Raw genomic sequence first — 6,486 nt, forward strand, 5'->3', positions numbered from 1 at the left:
CTCGTCGGCAACACCTCGACGCGGCGTTGCGGACCGCCGCGGCGGCGGTGCCGCTGGTAACCTCCGACCGGTTGCCGTTCGGGATCGGGGGAGGCGGCCCTGTGCCTTTTCCACGACCGACGAGCATCGACGACACCGCAGAATCCTGACGAAAAGAGTCGTGTGCGCACCGGTGAGATCAAGGCCTTGTCCGGCCTTCGCATCGTCGCCGCCCTCTGGGTCGTGCTCTTTCACTTCCGGCCGCTGCTGGCCCAGGCGTCGCCGTCGGTCAGCAGCGCGTTGGCACCGGTGCTCAACGCCGGTGCGCAGGGGGTCGACCTGTTTTTCATCCTCAGCGGCTTTGTCCTGACCTGGAACTACCTCGACCGGATGGGGCAGGCCTGGTCCACCCGCGCGACCCTGCGATTCCTCTGGCTCCGGCTGGCACGCGTGTGGCCGGTATATCTGGTGACGATGCATCTCGCGGCGGCCTGGATCATCTTCACGCTCTACGTCGGCCACGTGCCCGCCGAGCCCCCGGTCGTCGACCAGCTCAACGCGATCAGCTGGATCCGGCAGGTGCTGTTGGTCCAGCTCTGGTTCCAGCCCTACTTCGACGGCTCGAGTTGGGATGGTCCGGCGTGGTCGATCAGCGCAGAGTGGTTGGCCTACCTGCTGTTCGGCGCGCTCGTGCTGGTCATCTTCCGGATCGCGGCGGCGACCCGGGCACGGGGACTGCTGTGGCTCGCGGTCGCCGCCTCGCTGCCGCCGGTGCTGCTGCTGCTGGCCAGCGGCGTGTTCTACACCCCGTGGAGCTGGCTACCGCGGATCGTCATGCAGTTCACCGCGGGTGCCCTGGCCTGTGCGGCGGTGCGCAAGCTCCAGTTGTCCCACCGGGCCCGGCAGTCCTCCGGGTTGGCGTCGCTGGTGCTCGGGGGTGCCATCGTCGGCGGGCTGTACCTGCTGGACGCCCACCCGCCCGCCTCGATCTACGACGCCGGCGGCCTCGTCGATGTGCTGTTCGTTCCGCTGGTCGTCACGATGGCGATCGGCGTGGGCACCCTGCCGGCGCTGTTGTCCACTCCGATCGTCGTGTACCTGGGCCACATCTCGTTCAGCCTGTACATGGTCCACGAGCTCGTGCACACCGCGTGGAACTGGGCCGTGATGCAGTTCGACATCACGTTGACGCCCAGCTTGTCGGCCAAGATCGTGGTGCTCGGATTGATCGCTGTCGCCGGCATCGGCGCGGCGTTGCTGTACCACCTGGTCGAGGAGCCTGCGCGCCGATGGATGCGGCGCATGGTCGATACCAAGGCCCCCCAGGAGAAGTCGGCCGTCGGCCCACCGCAGAACCGGCTGCAGTCGGTCGCGGCCCGCGCCGGATAACGCGGTCGGACGCTCGCGGCGCGTCACCGCTGTAGCCGGCCCGGGCGACCCTACGCTGTTCCGGTGAGTCGACTGTTGACTTTGGTGCTCGCCGTCGCCGTGTCCTTCGGCGCGCTCGCCGCGCCTGTTCCCGAGGTACGGCATCACGATGTGCGGCTCACCGATTTCGCCGTCAACCGGATCTCGGTGATCGGCGACTCCTACACCACCGGCGGTGACGAAGGCGGCGCCGGCGTCAACGGCTGGACGACGCAGGTGTGGCGGGCTCTGACCCGACACGGCATCGCGGTGACGCCGACCGTGGCCGCCGAAGGTGGCGCCGGATACTGCACTCGCGGCAACCGGGGCAGCGTCTTCGAGGACCTGACCGTGAGAGCGGTCAGACCGACCGACTCGCTCGTCGTGTACTTCGGATCGCGCAACGACATCAACGTCGACCCGACCCGGCTGTCGATCGCGATGTACGGCACGTTGACGATGGCCCGTCAGATCGCGCGTTCGGCGAAGTTCCTGGTGGTCGGGCCACCCTGGCCGACAGCCGATCCGCCGCCGACGATCACGCGCATTCGTGATGTGCTCGGCTATCAGTCAGAACTGGCCGGTGCGACGTTCGTCGACCCGCTCGCCGCCCGCTGGTTCGTCGACCGGCCCGGGTTGATCGGCGCCGACGGCGTGCACCCCACCGACGCCGGGCACACCTACATGGCCGAGAAGCTCGCTCCGTTGATCGGCGCCGCGCTCAACCCGTACTGAGCGCGGCGGTCGTGGAAAGGGGCGCCCGGTCACCCGGGCACCCCTCTACCCACTCGGGCTGTTACTCGAGGCCCTTGCCTGCGTCGTAGCGGTCGGCGTCGAGCACCTTGGCGAACGCCGCGACGAAGTCCCTGACGAACTTCTCCTTGGCGTCGTCCTCCGCGTACACCTCAGCCAGAGCCCGCAGCTGCGAGTTCGAGCCGAAGAGCAGATCAACCCGGGTGCCGGTCCACTTCTGGGTTCCGGTGCCACGGTCGGTGCCGACGTAGGTTCCGTCCTCGGCGGGCGAGGGCTTCCACTGCGTGCCCATGTCGAGGAGGTTGACGAAGAAGTCGTTCGTCAACGCTCCCGGGCGGTCGGTCAGCACACCGTGCTGCGTGCCGCCGAAATTGGTGCCCAGCACCCGCAGGCCGCCGACCAGAACCGTCATCTCGGGAGCCGACAGACCCAGCAGGTTCGCCCGGTCCACCAAGCGGAACTCGGCCGGCAGCTGGCCACCCTTGCCGAGGTAGTTGCGGAAACCGTCAGCCGCGGGCTCCAGGTAGGAGAACGACTCGGCGTCGGTCTGCTCCTGGGTCGTGTCACCGCGTCCGGACGTGAACGGGACCTCGACGTCGAACCCGGCAGCCTTGGCCGCCTTCTCGACACCGACCACGCCGCCGAGCACCACCAGATCGGCGAACGACACGCCGGTGCCGGACGACTGCTGGATCTCCTCGAGCTTGCGGATCACCTGCGCCAGTTCGTCGGGCTCGTTGACCTCCCAGCCCAGCTGCGGCTGCAACCGGATCCGGCCGCCGTTGGCGCCACCGCGCTTGTCACTGACCCGGAACGACGACGCCGCCTTCCACGCGCTTGACACCAGCTGCGACACAGTCAGTCCCGAGTCGGCGACAGCACTCTTGAGGGTGGCCACGTCGGCTGCGGAAAGGTCGGATCCGGTCGGCACCACGTCCTGCCAGACCCAGGTCTGTTGCGGCACCTCGGGGCCGAGGTACCGGACCACTGGACCCATGTCGCGGTGCAGCAGCTTGAACCACGCCTTGGCGAACTCCTCGGCCAGTTCTTCGGGATGGTCGAGCCACCGGCGGGTGATCCGCTCGTAGATCGGGTCCATCCGCATCGCCAGGTCGGAGGTGAGCATCGACGGATGCGTCTTGCCGGTGCCGAACGCCTCCGGCACCGAATTGGCCCAGCCACCGTCCTTCGGCCGCCACTGGTTGGCGCCGGCGGGACTCTTGAAGAGCTCCCACTCGTTGCCGTACAGGATTTCCAGGAAGCTGTTGTCCCACTTGGTCGGGGTGTGCGTCCAGATCACCTCGAGGCCGCTGGTGATGGCGTCCATGCCGACACCGGTGCCCTGCGGGTTGCGCCAGCCCAGACCCATCTCCTCCAACGGGGCGGCCTCGGGCTCCGGGCCGACGAGCTCGGCGTCACCGTTGCCGTGCGTCTTGCCGAAGGTGTGGCCGCCGACGATCAGCGCCGCGGTCTCGACGTCGCTCATCGCCATCCGGCCGAACGTCTCGCGGATGTCGATGGCCGAGGCCATCGGATCCGGATTGCCGTTGGGGCCTTCGGGATTGACGTAGATCAGGCCCATCTGCACCGCGGCGAGCGGGTTCGCCAGATCCCGCTTGCCGGTGTAGCGCTTGTCGTCGAGCCACTCGAGTTCCGGGCCCCAGTACACATCCTCCTCGGGCTCCCAGCGATCCTCGCGGCCGAAGGCGAAGCCAGCCGTGCGGAAGCCCATGTCTTCCAGTGCGACGTTGCCGGCGTAGACGATCAGGTCGGCCCAGGACAGGTTCTTGCCGTACTTCTTCTTCACCGGCCACAGCAGCCGCCGCGCCTTGTCCAGGCTCGCGTTGTCCGGCCAGCTGTTCAGCGGCGCGAAACGCTGCATGCCGGCGCCACCGCCGCCACGGCCGTCCTTGACCCGGTAGGTGCCGGCGGCGTGCCAGGCCATCCGGATGAACAAGGGTCCGTAGTGCCCGAAGTCGGCCGGCCACCACTCCCGTGAGGTGCGCATCACCTCGACCAGGTCCGCGCGCACCGCGTCGACGTCCAGCGTCTGCACCGCGGTCGCGTAGTCGAAACCCTCGTCGCGCGGGTTGATCACGTCAGGGTTCTTCTGAAGGATCTTCAGGTTGAGCTGATTGGGCCACCAGTCTCTGTTGCTCCCGCCTTCCACCGGCGCAGTGACCCGACCGAATCCGGCGGGGCACCCACCTTCGGTCTGGTCGGTCTGCGCCTCGCCGATCGGGGGGCTGTCTTCGATGGGGCGATCCTCAGGCAAAATGGTTCCTTCCGTGGTGGTGGTGAAATGGGTTGTGATCACGGGTGTGATCGCGAAGTCTCCTGTGACGAGCATTCGGGGCACAGGCCCCAGTAGACGACCTCGGCTTCGTCGATGACGAACCCGTCCAAGCTGCCCGCCGGATCGGATCGGGTCAGGCAAGGAGCCTGGCCCACAGCACAATCGACGTCGGTGATGGTGCCGCAGGAGCGGCAGACGAGGTGGTGGTGGTTGTCTGCGACCCGTGATTCGTAACGGGCCAGCGAGCCGGAGGGCTGGATCTTGCGCACCAGGCCGACAGCGGTCAGCGCCGCCAGCACGTCGTAGACGGCTTGCCTGGACACCTCGGGCAGGACGCTTCGCACGGCACCGAAGATCGTGTCGGTATCGGCGTGGGGATGAGCCCTGACGGCTTCGAGGACGGCCAACCTCGGTCGCGTCACCCGCAGGTCCGCCAGGTGGAGCAGGTCCGCCAGGCGGAGCAGGTCCGCGTGATCGGAGGGCATGACAACGTTGTACGGCCTTTTTTGGACTGAGTCACGTTTTTGCTCACGGTTCTGCCTCCACGGCGCGCTGTTAGGGTGCCCGGATGATCCGAAACGTGGTTCTCGCCAGCCTGAAAACGGGGTACGACGTCGCCGAGGTCGAGCAGATCCAGGACGGGCTGCGCAACCTCAACTGTCCCGGAACCCGGCGGTACACGGTGGGAAGCGATGCCGGTCTGCGGGAGGGCAACTGGGATTTCGTGATCGTCGCCGACTTCGACGACGCCACCTCATACCAGGGATACGACGAGGACGCCGAACACAACCGGTTGCGTTCGCGGCTGGCGCCCTTCATCGACCAGGTGGCCCGGGCCCAGTTCGAGCTCCCGACTCCTGACGATGCTCAACGCGCGTAGCGTTGCACGAAAGTCCGCAGAATCGCCATGGGATACTCGACATCCCGTTGGCGCGCAGCGTCTTTGAGCGACTCCGCGGTCTCCGGCGCGAAATAGCCGTGGTTCTTGTAGACGTCGATGCGGGTACATATGCCGTCGACGTCGAGTTCGGGATGGAACTGGGTGGCGTAGACGTTGCGGCCGACGCGGAACGCCTGGACGGGGCAGGCGGCGGACGTGGCGAGGCGCGCGGCATGGGAAGGAAGCCAGGACGCCGCCTCCTTGTGGCCCCCGAACGCGTCGAAGACGTCCGGCAGAGCTGCGAACAGCGGATCGTCGCGGCCGTCCGCAGTGATCTCCACCGTGACGGGCCCCACCGGCTCGGGGTGAGAGCGGTCCACAACAGCACCGATGGCCGTGCCCACCGTCCCCACGCCGTAACAACAACCGAGGAACGGGAAATCACGGTCGATGACCGCGGCGAGCAGCCCGGCCAGTTCCGTCTCGACTCGCTGCTGGGTCGGCGACTTCGCAGCCGGTTCGTCGCTGACGTTGTATGGCCCGCCACCCAGGATGACACCCGACCACTGCGACAGGTCGACCTCGCCCAGCGGGGTGTGGGTCAGCCGGATGCGATGCATACCGGGTTCGTCGACGCCGGCGAACCGCATCATCGCCTGGTACTCGTCGTCGGCGGCCTCGTCTTCGCCGCGGATCGACAGCAACAGGAACGGGGCGTCGGCCACGGCGTACAGGGTAACCGGGTGTACCGCAGCGGCGGCGCTCGGCGATCGGCACGGCGCCGCACCGACCGTCGGCGGCACCGGATAGCTTTGTCGATCAATGAGAACACTCATCGACTTCGACGACGCCCCCGTGTTCGCCATCCCGGCGGCCGGCGGCGTGCGCGAGGGCGTCCTGGTGGAGGGGCCGCAGGGGTGGGGCGAGTTCAGCCCGCCCGTCGACAGCGACGACGCGCTCGCTGCCCGCTGGCTGACCGCAGCGATGGAACCCAGCACCGTCGGATGGCCCGATGCGATCCGGGGCCGCGTCCCGGTCGCCGTCGCGATCCCGGAGGTGGATCCGGCCACCGCGCATCGACTGGTCACCACCGGACGTAGCGGCTGTGCCCGGGTCGCCGTCGGCGCGAGGCACGACTCACGCGCCGCGGACGCCGACCGGGTGTCCGCGG

6 protein-coding genes and 1 pseudogene are annotated in these 6,486 nt (G+C 68.0%); 4 read left to right on the forward strand and 3 right to left on the reverse strand.

What is annotated here, in order from left to right; genetic code table 11:
• The first annotated feature begins 162 nt into the window (after positions 1–162).
• The gene (locus WA944_RS14810) at positions 163–1,368 is read left to right on the forward strand and encodes an acyltransferase family protein (protein WP_526374824.1); all 1,206 of its coding nucleotides are present in this window, start codon (positions 163–165) and stop codon (positions 1,366–1,368) included.
• A 63-nt stretch (positions 1,369–1,431) separates the two neighbouring features.
• Complete coding sequence (locus tag WA944_RS14815; protein WP_526607814.1) at positions 1,432–2,121, forward strand: Rv0518 family GDSL lipase; 690 nt, start codon at positions 1,432–1,434, stop codon at positions 2,119–2,121.
• A 61-nt stretch (positions 2,122–2,182) separates the two neighbouring features.
• On the opposite strand, the gene katG is transcribed toward WA944_RS14815, so the two are convergent.
• The gene (gene katG, locus WA944_RS14820; RefSeq protein ID WP_526374821.1) at positions 2,183–4,414 is read right to left on the reverse strand and encodes a catalase/peroxidase HPI; all 2,232 of its coding nucleotides are present in this window, start codon (positions 4,412–4,414) and stop codon (positions 2,183–2,185) included.
• A 38-nt stretch (positions 4,415–4,452) separates the two neighbouring features.
• Positions 4,453–4,920 (reverse strand): Fur family transcriptional regulator, encoded by a 468-nt coding sequence (locus tag WA944_RS14825; RefSeq protein ID WP_526607817.1) that lies wholly within the window; start codon positions 4,918–4,920, stop codon positions 4,453–4,455.
• Between the two features lie 83 nt (positions 4,921–5,003).
• Between WA944_RS14825 and WA944_RS14830 the strand changes: the two genes are divergently transcribed.
• Positions 5,004–5,315: a Dabb family protein gene (locus tag WA944_RS14830; protein WP_526374817.1), complete on the forward strand. Its 312-nt coding sequence runs from the start codon at positions 5,004–5,006 to the stop codon at positions 5,313–5,315.
• Here WA944_RS14830 and WA944_RS14835 read toward each other — a convergent pair.
• Entirely contained in the window at positions 5,303–6,040 is a 738-nt protein-coding gene (locus tag WA944_RS14835; protein ID WP_526374815.1) for a glutamine amidotransferase, read from the reverse strand. The genes WA944_RS14830 and WA944_RS14835 overlap by 13 nt on opposite strands.
• Positions 6,041–6,137: 97 nt before the next feature.
• Between WA944_RS14835 and WA944_RS14840 the strand changes: the two are divergent.
• A pseudogene (locus WA944_RS14840) lies at positions 6,138–6,486 on the forward strand (O-succinylbenzoate synthase); the annotation flags it as partial.

The sequence above is a fragment of the Mycobacterium sp. genome, assembly GCF_049683355.1.
Lineage (GTDB): Bacteria > Actinomycetota > Actinomycetes > Mycobacteriales > Mycobacteriaceae > Mycobacterium.